The organism is Streptomyces sp. NPDC001514, assembly GCF_053597075.1.
On sequence record NZ_JBSFHO010000006.1, the window covers coordinates 173,116 to 186,839 of the forward strand.

The 13,724-nt window shown below is 69.7% G+C and carries 17 protein-coding genes and 2 pseudogenes; 6 read left to right on the forward strand and 13 right to left on the reverse strand.

What is annotated here, in order from left to right:
* Nucleotides 1–137: 137 nt before the first annotated feature.
* Genes ACWCXB_RS09710 through ACWCXB_RS09720 form a run of 3 tightly spaced genes read right to left on the reverse strand, consistent with a single transcriptional unit; the run spans nucleotide 138 to nucleotide 2,622 of the window.
* Nucleotides 138–965, reverse strand: a complete 828-nt coding sequence (locus ACWCXB_RS09710; protein ID WP_450720863.1) for an amino acid ABC transporter ATP-binding protein — start codon at nucleotides 963–965, stop codon at nucleotides 138–140.
* 17 nt (nucleotides 966–982) lie between these two features.
* Nucleotides 983–1,783, reverse strand: a complete 801-nt coding sequence (locus tag ACWCXB_RS09715) for an amino acid ABC transporter permease (protein ID WP_450720865.1) — start codon at nucleotides 1,781–1,783, stop codon at nucleotides 983–985.
* Entirely contained in the window at nucleotides 1,780–2,622 is an 843-nt protein-coding gene (locus ACWCXB_RS09720; protein ID WP_450720953.1) for an ABC transporter substrate-binding protein, read from the reverse strand. The genes ACWCXB_RS09715 and ACWCXB_RS09720 overlap by 4 nt, the downstream gene beginning before the upstream one ends.
* A 150-nt stretch (nucleotides 2,623–2,772) precedes the next feature.
* Between ACWCXB_RS09720 and ACWCXB_RS09725 the strand changes: the two genes are divergently transcribed.
* Both ACWCXB_RS09725 and ACWCXB_RS09730 read left to right on the forward strand, forming a co-directional pair.
* On the forward strand, nucleotides 2,773–2,940 hold the full coding sequence (locus ACWCXB_RS09725; protein ID WP_450720867.1) for a hypothetical protein: 168 nt from the start codon (nucleotides 2,773–2,775) through the stop codon (nucleotides 2,938–2,940).
* A gap of 108 nt (nucleotides 2,941–3,048) precedes the next feature.
* Complete coding sequence (locus tag ACWCXB_RS09730) at nucleotides 3,049–3,324, forward strand: hypothetical protein (RefSeq protein ID WP_450720869.1); 276 nt, start codon at nucleotides 3,049–3,051, stop codon at nucleotides 3,322–3,324.
* Between the two features lie 144 nt (nucleotides 3,325–3,468).
* On the opposite strand, the pseudogene ACWCXB_RS09735 reads toward ACWCXB_RS09730, so the two are convergent.
* The 5 genes and pseudogenes from ACWCXB_RS09735 to ACWCXB_RS09755 form a co-directional block, all read right to left on the reverse strand.
* A pseudogene (locus ACWCXB_RS09735) lies at nucleotides 3,469–3,693 on the reverse strand (hypothetical protein); the annotation flags it as partial.
* Nucleotides 3,694–3,716: 23 nt separating this feature from the next.
* Nucleotides 3,717–3,800, reverse strand: a pseudogene (locus ACWCXB_RS09740) (Mini-circle protein); the annotation flags it as partial.
* A gap of 120 nt (nucleotides 3,801–3,920) precedes the next feature.
* On the reverse strand, nucleotides 3,921–5,399 hold the full coding sequence (locus tag ACWCXB_RS09745; RefSeq protein ID WP_450720871.1) for a glutamate-cysteine ligase family protein: 1,479 nt from the start codon (nucleotides 5,397–5,399) through the stop codon (nucleotides 3,921–3,923).
* Nucleotides 5,400–5,638: 239 nt separating this feature from the next.
* Nucleotides 5,639–6,313, reverse strand: coding sequence for a DUF6766 family protein (locus ACWCXB_RS09750; RefSeq protein ID WP_450720873.1), 675 nt, complete (start codon nucleotides 6,311–6,313; stop codon nucleotides 5,639–5,641).
* A 106-nt stretch (nucleotides 6,314–6,419) separates the two neighbouring features.
* Nucleotides 6,420–6,830, reverse strand: coding sequence for a hypothetical protein (locus ACWCXB_RS09755; RefSeq protein WP_450720875.1), 411 nt, complete (start codon nucleotides 6,828–6,830; stop codon nucleotides 6,420–6,422).
* A gap of 221 nt (nucleotides 6,831–7,051) precedes the next feature.
* Between ACWCXB_RS09755 and ACWCXB_RS09760 the strand changes: the two genes are divergently transcribed.
* The gene (locus ACWCXB_RS09760) at nucleotides 7,052–7,372 is read left to right on the forward strand and encodes a WhiB family transcriptional regulator (RefSeq protein ID WP_450720877.1); all 321 of its coding nucleotides are present in this window, start codon (nucleotides 7,052–7,054) and stop codon (nucleotides 7,370–7,372) included.
* Between the two features lie 30 nt (nucleotides 7,373–7,402).
* Here ACWCXB_RS09760 and ACWCXB_RS09765 read toward each other — a convergent pair whose 3' ends face one another.
* Genes ACWCXB_RS09765 through ACWCXB_RS09775 form a run of 3 tightly spaced genes read right to left on the reverse strand, consistent with a single transcriptional unit; the run spans nucleotide 7,403 to nucleotide 9,330 of the window.
* On the reverse strand, nucleotides 7,403–7,615 hold the full coding sequence (locus ACWCXB_RS09765; RefSeq protein ID WP_450720879.1) for a CDGSH iron-sulfur domain-containing protein: 213 nt from the start codon (nucleotides 7,613–7,615) through the stop codon (nucleotides 7,403–7,405).
* Nucleotides 7,596–8,249, reverse strand: coding sequence for a HemK2/MTQ2 family protein methyltransferase (locus ACWCXB_RS09770; protein ID WP_450720881.1), 654 nt, complete (start codon nucleotides 8,247–8,249; stop codon nucleotides 7,596–7,598). The genes ACWCXB_RS09765 and ACWCXB_RS09770 overlap by 20 nt, the downstream gene beginning before the upstream one ends.
* Before the next feature lie 34 nt (nucleotides 8,250–8,283).
* Complete coding sequence (locus ACWCXB_RS09775) at nucleotides 8,284–9,330, reverse strand: iron-containing redox enzyme family protein (RefSeq protein WP_450720883.1); 1,047 nt, start codon at nucleotides 9,328–9,330, stop codon at nucleotides 8,284–8,286.
* Between the two features lie 77 nt (nucleotides 9,331–9,407).
* Here ACWCXB_RS09775 and ACWCXB_RS09780 point away from each other — a divergent pair, with 77 nt between their 5' ends.
* Nucleotides 9,408–10,679 carry a preATP grasp domain-containing protein gene (locus ACWCXB_RS09780; RefSeq protein WP_450720885.1) on the forward strand — a complete coding sequence of 424 codons (1,272 nt, stop codon included), beginning with the start codon at nucleotides 9,408–9,410 and terminating at the stop codon, nucleotides 10,677–10,679.
* Between the two features lie 124 nt (nucleotides 10,680–10,803).
* Here the strand turns inward: ACWCXB_RS09780 and ACWCXB_RS09785 are convergent, their stop codons facing one another.
* Nucleotides 10,804–11,862, reverse strand: a complete 1,059-nt coding sequence (locus ACWCXB_RS09785) for an NAD-dependent epimerase/dehydratase family protein (protein WP_450720887.1) — start codon at nucleotides 11,860–11,862, stop codon at nucleotides 10,804–10,806.
* A gap of 167 nt (nucleotides 11,863–12,029) precedes the next feature.
* Here ACWCXB_RS09785 and ACWCXB_RS09790 point away from each other — a divergent pair, with 167 nt between their 5' ends.
* Nucleotides 12,030–12,206: a CsbD family protein gene (locus ACWCXB_RS09790; RefSeq protein WP_450720889.1), complete on the forward strand. Its 177-nt coding sequence runs from the start codon at nucleotides 12,030–12,032 to the stop codon at nucleotides 12,204–12,206.
* 267 nt (nucleotides 12,207–12,473) lie between these two features.
* Here ACWCXB_RS09790 and ACWCXB_RS09795 read toward each other — a convergent pair whose 3' ends face one another.
* Nucleotides 12,474–13,112, reverse strand: coding sequence for a histidine phosphatase family protein (locus tag ACWCXB_RS09795; RefSeq protein WP_450720891.1), 639 nt, complete (start codon nucleotides 13,110–13,112; stop codon nucleotides 12,474–12,476).
* Nucleotides 13,113–13,225: 113 nt separating this feature from the next.
* On the opposite strand from ACWCXB_RS09795, the gene ACWCXB_RS09800 reads away from it, so the two are divergent.
* The gene (locus tag ACWCXB_RS09800) at nucleotides 13,226–13,696 is read left to right on the forward strand and encodes a PaaI family thioesterase (RefSeq protein WP_450720893.1); all 471 of its coding nucleotides are present in this window, start codon (nucleotides 13,226–13,228) and stop codon (nucleotides 13,694–13,696) included.
* Nucleotides 13,697–13,724: the final 28 nt, after the last annotated feature.

Genomic DNA, 13,724 nt, shown 5'->3' on the forward strand with positions numbered 1-13,724 from the left:
GATCCGTCTTCCGCGCCGAGATGGAGCTGTGCTCGCTCTACGGCATTCCCCGTAGCCAGCTCTCGGGCGCAGGGGAGGGCCGGTAGCCAGCTCTTGACCGGGCCAACGAACGGCCCGAAGAGGGACCTGAACCCAGCTCAGGACTTCCCCACACCCTCGCCTCCACCGGAACCGTCACCGGAGTCGGCGCCCTCGCCGGAACCCGCACCCGGCTCCTCCGCGGCCGCCGGGTCAAGGATCCGGGTGAGGAAGTTCCGCGTGCGCTCGTGCTGCGGGTTGCCCACCACCTGCTCGGCGGGCCCCTGTTCGACGATCACGCCGCCGTCCATGAACACCACACGGTCGGCGACCTCCCGGGCGAAACTCATCTCATGGGTGACGACCATCATTGTCATGCCCTCCGCGGCCAGTACGCGCATCACGGCCAGCACGTCCCCGACCAGCTCCGGGTCGAGCGCCGAGGTCGGCTCGTCGAAAAGCATCACCTCGGGATCCATCACCAGCGCCCGCGCGATGGCGACGCGCTGCTGCTGCCCGCCCGACAGCTGCGCCGGATACGCATCGGCCTTGTCGGCCAGCCCGACCCGCTCCAGGTTCTCCCGGGCAACGGCCGCCGCGCGCGCCTTGTCCCGCTTCAGGACGCGCCGCTGCGGCAGCGTGAGGTTCTCGGTCACCGTCACATGCGGGAAGAGGTTGAACTGCTGGAAGACCATGCCGATCCGGCGGCGTACGGCATCGATGTCGACGTCGAGATCGGTGACCTCAGTGCCGCCCACGAAGACCTGCCCCTTGGACGGGTCCTCCAGCAGGTTCACACAGCGCAGCAGCGTCGACTTGCCCGAGCCGGACGGCCCGATGACACACACCACCTCACCCCGGGCGATGTCCAGGTCGATCCCGCGGAGCACCTCGTTGTCACCGAACGACTTGTGCAGCCCCCGGATCTCGATCTCGTTGCGTGCCATCCCGTCCTCCCCGGTCCTCACTTGGCCTTCTCGGTACGGGCTTCCAGCCTGCGTACGACGAAACTCAGCGGAATCGTCACCAGCAGGTAGCACATTCCGGCGACCAGGATCGGTGTGGAGTTCGCGGTCTGACTGGCCAGGTCCCGGCCGAACTTGGTCAGTTCCCGCTCGTTCAGTGTGACGCCGAGGAACAGCACCAGCGACGAGTCCTTGAAGAGCAGCACCAGTTCGTTCGTCAGCGGCGGAATGACGATCCGGAACGCCTGCGGAATGATCACCGACACCATGGCGCGCGGATGCGAGAACCCCAGCGAGCGCGCCGCCTCCATCTGACCCTTCGGTACGGCCTGGATCCCGGCCCTGATCGTCTCCGCCATGTACGCGGCGGCGACCAGTCCGAGTCCGAGCGCGACCTTCCCGTACACCCCGCCGGGAATCTCCACACCGGGGAACGCCAGCGGCACCGCCACACCCACGAAAATGAAGATCAGCAGCGCGGGCAGGCCCCGGAAGAGCTCGATGTAGACGCTCGCGACCCAGCGGTACGGTGCGACCGATGACAGCCTCATCAGCGCGACGACCAGGCCTAGGACGAGGCCGAAGAGGAATCCGGAGAGCGTGTAGACCACCGTGTTGCGCAGGGCGACCGTGATGATGGCCGGGAACAGCTGGCTCGCGAGATCCTTCTGTGCGAACTGGTTCTGCAGCCGGTCCCAGTCGGCCAGCACGGCGACCGCGACCACAGCGGCGACGAAGACTGCGTACTGAATGCCCTGCGAGACGCGTCGGCGCTGCCGCCTGGTCAGCCGAGAGGTCACGACTGGCCCTGGGGCAGCGGCCCGATCCACTGCTCGTACAGCTTGTTGTACGTGCCGTCCGCCTTGGCGTCCTTGATCGCCTTGTCGATGGCGGCCAGCAGCTTCGTGTTGCCCTTCTTCACGGAGAAGCCGTACTGCTCACCGGTCTCGATGTTCTCGCCGAGGGCGAACGCGTCGGCGTTGGCCTTGTCCTTCAGCCAGCCCTGGACGACGGGATAGTCGATCACCACGGCGTCGACCTGCCCGGTCCGCAGACCGTTGAGCACGGCGTCCGAGCTCTCGAACGCCACCGGGTCGAAGCCCTGGGACTTCGCGTAGCTCTCGCCGGTCGTCTCCGCCTGCGCGCCGAGCTTCGCGTTCTTCGCCTTGACGTCGGCGAGAGAGGTCAAACCGCTCTTCTTTGTCGCGAGCAGCGCCTGCGTGGCGTCGAAGTACGGGACGGAGAAGTCGACGTTCTTCTTGCGCTCGTCGGTGATCGTCATGCCGGCGGCGGCGAGGTCGCACTCGCCGGAGTTCAGGAACGCACCGGTCTTGAAGTTCTCGAAAGGCGTGTCAAGGATCTTCTGTTCGACCTTGAGGTTTTTGGCCACCAGATCGATGAGCGCCACGTCGAACCCGACGATCTTGCCGTTCTGCTCGAACTGGAACGGCGGATACGGCAGATGCGTGCAGGTGGTGAGCTTCCCCTTCTCCACGACGGGCACGCCGCCCGCGGCCTCTCCCGGCCCGTCGTCCCCGGACGAACAGCCGACGGCGAGCAGCAGCCCGGCCACGGCGGCACCTGCCGTGGAGAGGGTACGAATACGCCGGCCACGACGGCCGCCGGATGTCCTGGACATGGTTGACCTCCATCGGCGCTGGGGCGGCCGTGAGCGGACAGACCGCCGAGCCATGATCGTATGACATCGGACGTGCGACGTCGCGGCTCTTCTCAGGTTGTCCGGTTCGGACGTTCCCGGCATCCGCCGGCGCTGTGCATCCTCGGGCGCATGAGTGACCCGCATTGCTCGAAGTGCTGCCCGGTCGAGCCCGAGGCTCCCGCGGAACCTGAACCCCTGCCGCCGGCGGCGATCATGACCGCACTCGTCGGGGCCGTGGTCGTCGTCGGCGGCTGGCTCGGAGTGATCTGGATGGGCACGTCGCTGTTCCCCGGCTGAGCCGCCGCCTTGCGGGCGCCCTCGTCGCCGACGCGCCGTCCGGGTGATCGGCTCCGGCGCGCACGGAGCCGCCCACGCGAGAGCGTCCGGGCTGCCTATGGTGCCCGCATGGACCTGGACGGCGATCTCGACGCACTGAGCCGTGACCAGCTGATCGCCGAGGTGAGACGGCTGCGTGCCGGCATCCGCGCGCACCGGGACAGCACCGGGCACGAGCTGTGCTGGCACCATCCGCAGCTCTGGGGCCTGCTGCCCGAGCGCGTCGAGCCTGATGTGGCGGTGCCACCGTGGCCCAAGTTCCTGCGCGGCTGTGTCCGCTACCGGGAGTCCCTGGAGCGCCAACTGCCGGACGCGCCCGTGCACGACAGGGAGTTCGGGCAGTAGGCGTGCGCCGTCGGCCGGGCACCGGCGTGCCGGACCCGACCCAGCCAGGAGCCGGACTACTCGCCCGTGGCCCCGTCGATTGCGCTCAAGGAGCAGATCGGCATGCCCGTTGTGCCGGGCGTACTCCTCGATCATGTGCGTGACGACGTAACGCACGGAGTACGTCTCGTCGCGAAAGCGCACCGTACTGTCGAGCGACTGCGCCGCGTCCACGACGCCCCGCGACCGGGCGCACTCCTCCCGCCAGATCGTGAACGCCTCGTCGGGATCGGCGCCGTCGCCATCGAACTCGGCGAAGTTTCCGGCCGGCCGGACGTGCCCGGCCGGTGACCGTTGCTGTCCTCGCCACTCAGGACGTTCCGGAACCAGATCCGCTCCACCTCGGCCAGATGCCGCACCAGCCCGAGCAACGACAGCCCGGACGGCGGAACAGCCCGCTGCCTGAGCTGTTCCGCCGTCAGTCCATGGCACTTCATCGCCGGCGTCTCGCGCTGGTACTGCAGAAACCCGGTCAGCGACGCCCGCTCGCCCGCCACCCGCGACGGCTTCGTCCTCCCGTGATCATTCGTTGCCTCATCTTGTCGGCCGGCGCCATGTCAGTCGACGGGCCAGGTATGGGCCGGTGCGTTGAGATGCATGTAGTCGATGTACTGCCGTGTCATCCGCCGCAACGCCTCATGGTGGTCGACATGGGCCGTGTCGACGACGTGATGGAACATCTCCGCCTGCCACACCGCGCCGTTGCGGACGGTCACGCACCGCTGCTCGATGATGCCCAGCAGGGGCTCCCGCCAGGCCGCGTCCATGCCGGACAGCTCAAGGCCCCGGTGCGCCAGCGGCAGCAGCCGGCGCAGGACGAGCTCGGCGACCGGCACCTCGCCCATCCCGGGCCAGTACAGGCGCGCGTCGATCCCGTGCCGGGCCGCCGCGTGGAGGTTGTCCTCCGCGGCCGAGAACGACATCCGCGACCACACCGGCCGCTCCTCCTCGACCAGGGCGCGAGTCAGGCCGTAGTAGAAGGCGCCGTTCGCCAGCACGTCGGCGACCGTCGGTCCGGCGGGGAGCACCCGGTTCTCCACGCGCAGATGCGGCCTGTCGTGGGCGACGGCGTACACCGGGCGGTTCCAGCGGTAGATCGTGCCGTTGTGCAGCGTGAGTTCGCCGAGCTGGGGGATGTCGCCGCCCTCCAGCGTCTCCAGCGGATCCTCCTCGTCGCACAGCGGCAGCAGCGCGGGGAAGTAGCGCACGTTCTCCTCGAAGAGATCGAAGACGCTGGTGATCCACCGCTCCCCGAACCACACTCTCGGCCGCACGCCCTGCACCTTGATCTCCTCCGGCCGGGTGTCGGTGGCCTGCTCGAACAAGGGGATCCGCGTCTCTCGCCACAGCTCCTTGCCGAACAGGAACGGGGAGTTCGCCGCCAGCGCCACCTGCACTCCCGCGATCGCCTGCGCCGCGTTCCAGTACCCCGCGAACTCGTCCGGCGCCACCTGCAGATGGAACTGCGTGCTCGTGCATGCGGCCTCGGGCGTGATCGTGTCCGCGTACGTCCGCAGCCGGTCGACCCCGTCCACCGCGATCCGCAGATCCTCACCCCTGGCGGCGAACACCTGCTCGTTCAGGAGGTGGTACCGCGGATTCTCCGACAGCGCCGACTCGCCCACATCCTGCTGCCGAAGCGTCGGCAGGATCCCGACCATCACCAGGTGTGCCCCCACCGCCGCGGCGCGTTCCTCGGCGTGGTTGAGCGCGTCCCTGATCTCCTTCTCCCATGCATCGGGCCCGCCGGCCGTCAGCTCCCGCGGAGGCACGTTGATCTCGAGATTGAACCGCCCCAGCTCACTCGACCACGCCGGATCCGCGATCGCCTCGAGCACGGCAGTGTTCCGCATCGTCGGCTCCCCGTCCCCGTCCACGAGGTTCAGCTCGATCTCGAGGCCGACCTGCGGCCGCTCTGCCTCGAAACGTTCCTCCCGCAGCATCTGCGCGAACGTGTCGAGGCACCGCTGCATCTTGGTCCGGTACCGGCGGCGGTCTTCGCGGGTGAACACCAGCGCCGGGACATCGCGTCCCATCGGCCCTCCCGAGTCTCCTCGGCGGCACCTTCAGCCTCCAGCGTCCCACTCACCGCCCGCTCGGACCAGTGGGTGCGACGCCGGTGCGACGCGCTCCGTCGGCTGATCACGCCGCGGTCCTCGGGCCCGTGGAGGCCTCAGGGTCGCGAGCTCTCAGTGATGCCATGGGCACTGACCGTGAATATGCTCGTGCTTACTACGGGCGGACGCGGACGCCTACGGCGCGACGCCTCGAATCATCAGCCCTCGACGCCGGTGGTGGTGTGGGCGGCGCCGACGGGCTTGGATTCCGGTGACCCGCGCTGGCGGAGGTAGACGGAGAGTACGGCCATGGATGCGACCGCGAGGAGTTCTGACTGCCAGTTCTGGAGGGAGCGGCTCCAGAAGTCGGCCGAGATCACATACTCGCCCCAGCTGACGGGCGCCTGGAGCTGGCGCAGGCGCTGTTCGTCGTAGGCGGCGACACCCGCGATGGACTGCGCAAGCCACGAGAGGAAGAACAGTGCCGCCATGACGAGCCCGAGTGAGCGGGAGAACACTGCCTGGCGCCAGTCCCGCGTGCCCGCCCAGCGCGGCGAATCGGGTCCCGCGTGCTCACCCATGCGCTGGTCCTTCTCGGACTCCACGCCTGCCTTGTGCAATTTCTTCGACTCCGGTGAACCGCGCTGGAGCAGGTGGACCGTGCCGAAGACGTAGAGGAAGAACTGCAGGTATTCCGACTGCCAGTTCTCGGTGACGTCCACCGCGAAATCCGATGACATGAGGTAGTCGCCGAGGCCGATCGGGGCGAGACCGTCAACTGCCATCTGCTCATTGAACTCGGCCTGGCCGGCGATTGCCTGACAGGCCAGAACCAGCAGGAACGCGCCACCGAATGCCAAGCTCAGACCGTTGTCACGCGCGAAACGGCGCATGCGAGATGCGGGTCGGGTCATCGGTGCAGCAGCCCGAGCGTGATGAAGTACGCCAGACCACCCAGCACTGTCACCAGGCAGAGCGTGAACATGACTCTCACATCGGTCAGCCTCCTTCGACCCGGCACTTGTACGGCCGTCCGCCCGGCTCGGGCAGACAGCCCGCCGCGACGACTCTCCAGCCACCCGGGAACTGAGACAGGAACACGGTGTCGTCCCGGAGCGCGACCATGGCCTGTCGGCCGTACACCTCCACGCGCCGTACGCCTCCCGTGGCGGGGATCTGCGCCTCGTCCAGACCGGAGGCGCATGTCCCGTGCCCGGATTCCTCGAGTTCGCTGCGCGTTTCGGGAGCCAGGAGGGCGCATGCGGCCACGGCATTCCCGTCGTGCAGGGCGCGTTCGAACTCCTCGGCCAGGGCAGAGGCGTCGGCCCCACGGACGCCGGCACCACCGCACCCGCTCAGGGCGCCCAGCACGAGAAGCACCAGCCCCATGCGTACGCATCGCTCGTGCATCCGCACCTTCCGCCCAACGAGCACCCGTCCGACGCCCATTGTGACCAGGGCCGCAGGCCGCGCGGTGCGCAACGCCGAAGGGCCGGAGAAGACCTGTGCGTGGGGGACCGAGCGCCACGGGAGGCACGCCGTTGCCCTGATCGCGAGGAGGTCCGCGTATCGAGGCCCGCTCGGGGTACCCGACGAAGGAACTGATGATTACCCGAGGGAAGGACGGTCCGATGACGGATGTTTCGCGTCTGCCCGGCGCTTTCCACCAGCACTGGGACTGGCAGTTGCGTGCCGCCTGCCGTGGCGCCGAAAGCAGTCTGTTCTTCCATCCGCCCAACGAGCGCGGCGAGGAACGGGACGAGCGGGAGAAGATGGCCAAACGCATCTGTCGCCGGTGCCCGGTCCGCAGGGCCTGCCTGCGCCACTCCCTGGAAACGCGTGAGCAGTTCGGCGTGTGGGGCGGACTGGGCGAGGAGGAGCGCCGGGCCGTGCTCGGACCGGTTCGTCGCCGACGGCGTGCGGGCCGCCCCATGGACGGATCGGCGAACTGACCGGCATGGACTGATCAGCGCACCGGACGTTCATCCGCGCGTGCGCCGCCGGTGGCTGGTGTCGCACCAGGGAAACCTGAGACTCCTCCGGCAGGTGCACAGCGCGACGCAGAAGCGGTCGGAGAAGACGACGGTGCCGTCCTCCAGGACGACCTCGACCGGGCCTTCGACGAGCAGTGGCCCGTCGGTCCGCACAGCGATGCGGCGTGGTGCTTGTGGTGCTTCACGGCGTTCGTCGGGCACGAATGACCACCAGCTCTTCCTTCTGTCCGCCGGGGGTCAGCAGACCCCGGCTGCACAGCCAGGGCCGCCTGGACCGCAGGACGGGTCCCAGGTTCACGGAGCGGCGCTCTGTCACCTCGGCCTTCAGGCCGGCCGACCGCAGCTGCGCCAGGGTGGCCCCTTCGCCGCTCAGCGCGGAGTGCACCACGAGCAGTACGCCGCCGGGCCGGAGCAGGCGCGGCACCTCACGGCAGATCCGGTCGAGGACGAGCCTGCCGTCCCGGCCGGCGTCCCAGGCACGGGCCGCCCCGCGACGCGGCGGGGAATCCGCCGGGCTCGGGACGTACGGCGGGTTGGTGACGATGAGGTCGAACGTGCGGTCCGCGACCGGGGCGGTCAGATCCCCTCGCAGCACTCTCACCGGGGTCCCGGCCAGCCGGGCGTTGAGCCGGGCGGTCCAGACGGCCAGGGGGGAGATGTCCACGGCCGTGACCTGCGCGCCGCGCGTCGCTGCCGCCAGCGCCAGGGCGCCCGTGCCGGTGCCGACATCGAGCACCTCGGCCCCCGGCGGGAGCGCCTCACGGTGCAGTGCTCCGGCCAGCAGCGCCGTGTCGTCTTGCGGGGCGTACACCCCGGGCAGGGCTATGAGCGTCACATATGTCTCGTACCCGCCTATACGGGATGAATCATTACGTGTCTCGCGCGCCGGACCTGCCACGGAGACCGGCACCGATGGGCGGACCGCCACCGTCGAGCGAGGTCCGTCCGTCTCGCCAGGCGCCGAGCAGATGGGCTGCGAGCCGGTTCTCCAGGTGGACGGTCGCGTCGATGCCGAAGGCGACGTCGGCCTCCAGGTGAGGTTCCTCCTCCAGGAGGCCTCCGATGACCTCGCGCCGCACGACCTGTTCGTGGACGGCGTCCGCTACGACGTGCTCGTCGTAGAAGAACTCCGCCGCACGCCCGGCTCCGGTGCGCCGCATGGCCGCGGCGATCCGTCTCGACCCGGGCGAAGAGGTGATCTCCACAGTCGCGAAGTGGCCGACCAGGCAGCCGCGCAGGGCGCGGTGCAGTCCGAAGAGCGACATGAGGTTCACCGTGGCCAGCACCTGGGTCGGCGCCGCCTCGAGATAGTGGCCGTACGTGGTGTCCAGGCCGAGATCCCTCATGAGGTCGGCGAAGAGTCTCGCATGGATCCGCTCGGCGCGGCCTCCGCCGTACTCGTCGAACTCCACAGCCGCCATTCCGGCCTTGGCCCGTCCCCATAGCCGCGGCAGCACCCAGGCGTGGGGATCGGCCTCCTTGAGGTGGTACAGCGAGCGTTGCGCCGCGTACTCCCTCAGCTGCCACAGCTCGCCCTCGTCCCGCAGGAAGTGGGAGACGCCGGTGCCGTGCACCGGCTCCACCAGCAGCCCGGCCAGCGCGTCGTCCACGGTCTCGTGGCGGGCGGCGTCCTCGCGCAGGGTGGCGAGGAACCGGTCCTCCAGCTCCCGCCGAACCCGTAGCAGTTCGGGATCCCATTCCAGGGCGGGGTCCACCCCGGCGAATCCGCGGTAGTGCAGCTCGTAGCAGAGGTAGAGGGCGAGCTGCAGATCGTCCCCGTAGGGATCGGCGCTCGTCGCGACCGTGGGCGCGGGAAGTGGCGCTCCTGCGGCGAGGCGGGCGATGACCGCCGCCGAGAGTGCGCCCCGCGCCTGCGGCAGCGACGGCCCGTCGTGGTTGGTCGCCGTGTCAGTCATGCCTCTCGTGTACCCGTTATCGCGCCGGTACCCGGTGCGCCGGATATGTCCCTGCCTGTGCGGGTAGGCGTCCCAGGGTGGAGCAGCACCGGCTGCCGCTGATCGTCTACGCGAACTTCTTCTCGGACGTGACCGTGGACCTCGCGGCCCACGAGATCCTGGCCCGGTGGGCGGAGCAGGCGCCACGCAAGATCTGGCTGATGCGGCCCGGTGACGTACTCGTCACGCCCACCCCCCTCAGTCCCGGTTTCCTGCGCTACGCCTGCGGTGTGCTGGGTATGCCGCCCGACTCGGTCACCGTGATCACCGCACCGCCGGTGCCGGGCTTCCCCATGGCCGAAGCGGTACGCCGGGCGGGGCTGACGGACCGGCTGCGGGCGCTCGCCGCCGAGCGGCCGGGGGCGCAGCTGCTGCCGATCGCCCTGGACACGGCCACAGTCGGCCTTGCCGGGCGGCTGGGCACACCGGTGGCTCCGTACGGACCGTCCGGCGTGGCGGCCTGCACCCTGGATGTGGTCTACCGGCTCAACACGAAATCCGGGTTCCGGGCCGTCGCCGAGGAGATCGGCATACGCGTGCCACCCGGGCGGATCTGCAGCGGCGAGCAACTCGGACCGACGGCTGCCGCACTGCTGCGCCGGTACGAGCGGGTTGTGGCCAAACCCGACCGTTCGGCAGGGGGTCACGGGCTCAGGTTCCTCTCGCGCACGGACGCCACGCCGACGGTGTCCGGACACGGTCCGGTCGGCACATGGGTGGTGGAGGAGTGCCTCGGTGCGGTCAGGTCCGTCAGTGTCCAGATGGAGGTGCTCCCGGACACCGGCCCGCACGTGGTGTTCAGCGGCGAGATGCGAACGGAGCGCGGTTCCTTCACCGGGTATCTGTCGCCCCTGCCGGACGACCTGGACGCCATCGTGAGCGAGCTGGAGCGATGGGGCTCGGTGATGGGGGCGTATCTGTCCACGCGGGGCTACTCGGGACCGTACGCGATCGACGCGGTCATCGATGCGGACGGCACGCTTTACGCCACGGAGAGCAACGTACGCCGGACCGCCACCACCACTCCACAGGCCATGGTCGACCGCCTCGCGCGCGCCGCGGGGGTCCCCTGCCCCGCCTGGCTGCTCGTCGCAGGACGATCACGCTCGGCCCGCACCCTCGCCGAAGCTCTGCGGCTGCTGCATGCGGAGTGCCTGGCCTGGGACACGGGCCGCGGCGAGGGAGCGGTGCTCTACACGGACGCGCCCCCCGACGGCCGGACCTGGCGGTACGCCGTGATCGGCCCCGACCGCGCGCGGGTGACGGAGCTGACAACGGCCCTCGCGGACGTCATGGCGCTCACTGTGTGAGCGCCCCGTGCGCCGTTGAGCCTCGTCATCCGGGCTTGATGCGGCCACGCCACGCTCCGGACCCGGTCCCGCGAGCTCGATGCCGCGCGCCGGTCGGTTCGCCCCGTACGACCGTGTCCGGAGCTCAGTTGCCCGTCCGTGTGCCCGGCGCGAGCGGTGCGGTGTCCATGCCGGCATGGTCGCGGAGCCCTTCGAGGAACTCCTGGATCGCCTCCACGGCCGTGTACCGCGGCTGCCAGTCCAGCTCTGCCCGGGCCCGGGAGCAATCCAGCAGCGGCAGGCGCAGTACGGCGTCGAACAGATCCGGTGAGGCGGGCACCAGCCGCAACCGCCAGGCTGCCGAGAGCGCGGCCCGCACCGGCATCACGGGCATCCGCAGCTGCCGGGCCTCCAGGATCCCGGCGAGCCGGGCGGTGTTCAGGGGCGGGTCAGCCGCGAGGTTGAACGCGCCGCGGACCGGACGGACCACGGCCTCGCAGTACGCCGCAGCGGCGTCGTCGGTATGCAGGGCCTGGAACGTCAGACCTGGCAGATCGGGGACCGCGGGCAGCGTTCCCGGCCGGACGAGTTGCGTGGGCAGGAGCGGGCCGGCGAAGATCCGGCACTGCTGGGACGCGGACTCCCGCTTGAACAGGAAAGCCGGTCGCATGCGGACGACCCGCACGGCCGGGTAAGTCTGTTCGAACGCGTCCAGATACCTCTCCAAGTAGGCCTTTTCGCGGCAGTAGGCCGCCCGAGGCCAGCCGTGGGTCGGCCAGGACTCGTCGACCGGCGATTCCTTGGGCCCGGGAGAGTACGCGCCGACCGACGATGCGTGGATCAGCACCGGTACCCCGGCCTCTGCTGCCGATTCGAAGACGCGGATGCTGCCCAGCACATTCGTCCGCCATGTCGTCACCGGGTCGTGGGTGGGCTGGAACTTCCAGGCCAGATGGACGACGGCGTCCGCTCCGGCGAAGTGGTGGACCAGGTCCGCGCCGCCGGGGTCGATATCGGCGGCGATCCAGGTCGTCCTCTCGGGCTGCCATTCGGGGAGCCGGCGGGCGATGCCGAGGATCGAACCCACGCCCGGATGCCCGGCGAGGGTCTGCACCACGCTCGTACCGACGTTACCGGTCGCACCTACGACCACGACCCGCAGCTTCGCTGCGCTCCCTGCCGCTTCATGCGTCCTGTCACTCATGTCGGCCGCCTTTCGGGGAAGGGGTACTGGCACCCGTGGAGGTACCCGGGCAGCTGCCCGATATACACCGGTTTACGGCATCTCAGGGCAGGTGCACGATGAACTGGGGACCCGGAGCATGTCCGAGCCCTGGGCACCTCGCCGAATCCGAGAGGACAGCGATCCCGATGACTAAAGGCAAATCCAAGGCGCAACAGCTGAAGGGCAAGATGAAGGAGACCCTCGGCAAGGCCACGCACGACAGGTCCATGAAGCGGGAAGGCCGGGGCGAGATGCTGCGCGGCAAGGCACACGAGATGGCGGAGAAGGCAGCCGATCAGATCCGGAAGAGGACCAAGCACTGACCGTGTGACGCTGACGGCGCACGAGGACCGCCCGGGCGGCCAGGAGGCCCGGTCCCCTGCCGCCGGTCGTTGCTTGCGAAGGGAGGACCCCGGCGGACAAGCCGGGGTCCTCCCCAGGGTGGTGCACGCCGTGGCGATATCCACGATACGAACGATGCAAAGGCGGCGGCCGCATCCGAGGCCGGGCGCAGGAAGCCAAGGGAAAAGCCCGTCGGCACAAGTGATGGGCCGTCACTGCGAGCTGTGGGGTCGGGGGCGGCCGCCGCCTCACATGCGGAGCTCCGGCGGGAAGCCGGTCCAGCGGAGCTCGGCAGGCAGGTGGCCCATGTCGTTGTAGAAGACCACCGCTGCGGGCCGGCCCGGCGTGTACCGGATGACCGTCAGCGCGGCGTTGCCGTGGTTGAGCCCTATCCAGCGCCACTTCGGGGCATCGAGGGCGGCCCGTACGAGCCACCCGATGAGGAAGTTGTGGGTGACGACCAGCTCGTGGCGCGCCTCGTCACCCTCGACCGGCCCGGTGAACCGGGCGAGGGCCTCGTGCGCCAACTGCGGGCCGCGTTCGCGCTCTTCGGCCGGGAACTGGGCCAGGCGACCGAGCATGCCGTCGGCCGACTCCGCCGGCAGCTCCTCCCGCTGCGGCAGGTAGGGGATGTAGTCCCCGGCCTCCTCCGACGAAAGCACGGGAACGCCGTCGAGTTGCTCGCGTATCAGCCGGGCGGTCTGCTCCGCCCTCGGGAGCGGACCGTGATGGATCGCCGCGAGAGGGCTGCCCGCAGAGCAGTGGTCACGGAGCCGCTCACCGAGGAGCACGGCCTGACGACGACCGTTCTCCGTCAGCGTGCTCTCGTCCGGGGAAGCCTCACCATGGCGCGCGAGATAGAGATGGCGGGGAGCTGTTGCGGTCATGCCTGGCCTCCGACAGTGTTCATGATCGTGCATACGCCCGGACGGACGCCGGGGTCCGCCGCGCGGTTCCGGTCCACGAGCGGGCTGTGCCGCTCGCTGTTAGCGTGGCCGAGGTGGCAGCGGCCGAGGGAGGCGCTTTGGGTGGACGCTCGGGTCCCTTCTGGGATTCCGCCGAGGGCCGCGCCCCGCTGCCGCGCGCGGCGGCGACGCTCGGGCTGGAGTTCATCGCCGCGGACGCCGACAAGGGCACGATCGAGCTGGCGTTCACCGGGACCGAGGACTTCACCAACCCGACGGGCAACATCCTGGGCGCCTTCCTCGCCGCGATGCTCTACGACACCGTGGGACCCGCGCTGCTCGCCACCCTGGAGCCCGACCAGTTCCAGTCCACACTGGAGTTCAAGGTGAACTTCCTGCGGCCGGCCCGCCCCGGCCGACTCCTCGGCCACGGCCGCGTCGTCCACCGCGACGGCGACCTCGCCCACCTCGCCGCCGACCTCACCAGGACCGACGGAACCCTCGTCGCCACGGCCACCGCGACCGCCCGCGTGATCAAGCTCGCCGACGCCCGCAGCGCCGTCTGACGGCGCCACCGTCGTCGGTTGCGGCCAC

Bases quoted from the DNA above. Each gene is read 5' to 3' on its own strand.
- ACWCXB_RS09720 (WP_450720953.1), bottom strand. From the start codon at position 2,622: ATGTCCAGGACATCCGGCGGCCGTCGTGGCCGGCGTATTCGTACCCTC.
- ACWCXB_RS09710 (WP_450720863.1), bottom strand. From the start codon at position 965: ATGGCACGCAACGAGATCGAGATCCGGGGGCTGCACAAGTCGTTCGGT.
- ACWCXB_RS09725 (WP_450720867.1), top strand. From the start codon at position 2,773: ATGAGTGACCCGCATTGCTCGAAGTGCTGCCCGGTCGAGCCCGAGGCT.
- ACWCXB_RS09775 (WP_450720883.1), bottom strand. From the start codon at position 9,330: ATGACTGACACGGCGACCAACCACGACGGGCCGTCGCTGCCGCAGGCG.
- ACWCXB_RS09750 (WP_450720873.1), bottom strand. From the start codon at position 6,313: ATGCGCCGTTTCGCGCGTGACAACGGTCTGAGCTTGGCATTCGGTGGC.
- ACWCXB_RS09745 (WP_450720871.1), bottom strand. From the start codon at position 5,399: ATGGGACGCGATGTCCCGGCGCTGGTGTTCACCCGCGAAGACCGCCGC.
- ACWCXB_RS09790 (WP_450720889.1), top strand. From the start codon at position 12,030: ATGACTAAAGGCAAATCCAAGGCGCAACAGCTGAAGGGCAAGATGAAG.
- ACWCXB_RS09755 (WP_450720875.1), bottom strand. From the start codon at position 6,830: ATGCACGAGCGATGCGTACGCATGGGGCTGGTGCTTCTCGTGCTGGGC.
- ACWCXB_RS09760 (WP_450720877.1), top strand. From the start codon at position 7,052: ATGACGGATGTTTCGCGTCTGCCCGGCGCTTTCCACCAGCACTGGGAC.
- ACWCXB_RS09785 (WP_450720887.1), bottom strand. From the start codon at position 11,862: ATGAGTGACAGGACGCATGAAGCGGCAGGGAGCGCAGCGAAGCTGCGG.
- ACWCXB_RS09795 (WP_450720891.1), bottom strand. From the start codon at position 13,112: ATGACCGCAACAGCTCCCCGCCATCTCTATCTCGCGCGCCATGGTGAG.
- ACWCXB_RS09730 (WP_450720869.1), top strand. From the start codon at position 3,049: ATGGACCTGGACGGCGATCTCGACGCACTGAGCCGTGACCAGCTGATC.